The 446-nt window shown below is 60.1% G+C and carries 1 protein-coding gene; it reads right to left on the bottom strand.

Annotated elements, in window-relative coordinates:
* A partial coding sequence (locus tag D7X55_RS41040) for a ParA family protein (protein ID WP_147470499.1) occupies positions 1 to 446 on the bottom strand: 446 nt, incomplete at both ends.

Below are 446 nucleotides of genomic sequence, written 5' to 3'. Positions count from 1 at the left end.
GAATTTCGCGCGCAGTTCGCTCAACACTTCGCGTGCGAGCTTGGTGCGGGTGTCGTAGAGCGTCGGCAGGACACGAATCGCGACGTCCTTGCCGAGCGTCTCTTTGAGTTCTTCGAGCGTCTCCATCACCTTCGCCAGGCCGTGCAGGCTGAAGTAGCCCGTCTCGACAGGGACGATGACCTCATCGCAGGCACGGAGCGCGTTGAACGTGATAAGGCCGACCGAAGGCGGGCAGTCGATGATCGCCCACTGGTAAGTGTCGCTCACGCATTTGAGCGCGTTGGCCAGTCGATCTTCGCGACCTTTGCGGCCGGCGAAGATTTGTTCGAATGCTGCAAGGCGCAAATTGCTGGGGGCAAGATCAAAATCGGTGGCGATCTGCCAGACGATCTCGTTCATCATTGCCGGCCGGCCGTCTTGAGGCTCGATCAGCGTGTCGTACACGC

The organism is Corallococcus sp. AB049A (genome assembly GCF_003668885.1).
GTDB classification, from domain to species: domain Bacteria; phylum Myxococcota; class Myxococcia; order Myxococcales; family Myxococcaceae; genus Corallococcus; species Corallococcus interemptor.
The sequence above is the reverse complement of the archived record's forward strand: the minus strand, read 5'-3'. Positions and strand labels throughout refer to the sequence as shown.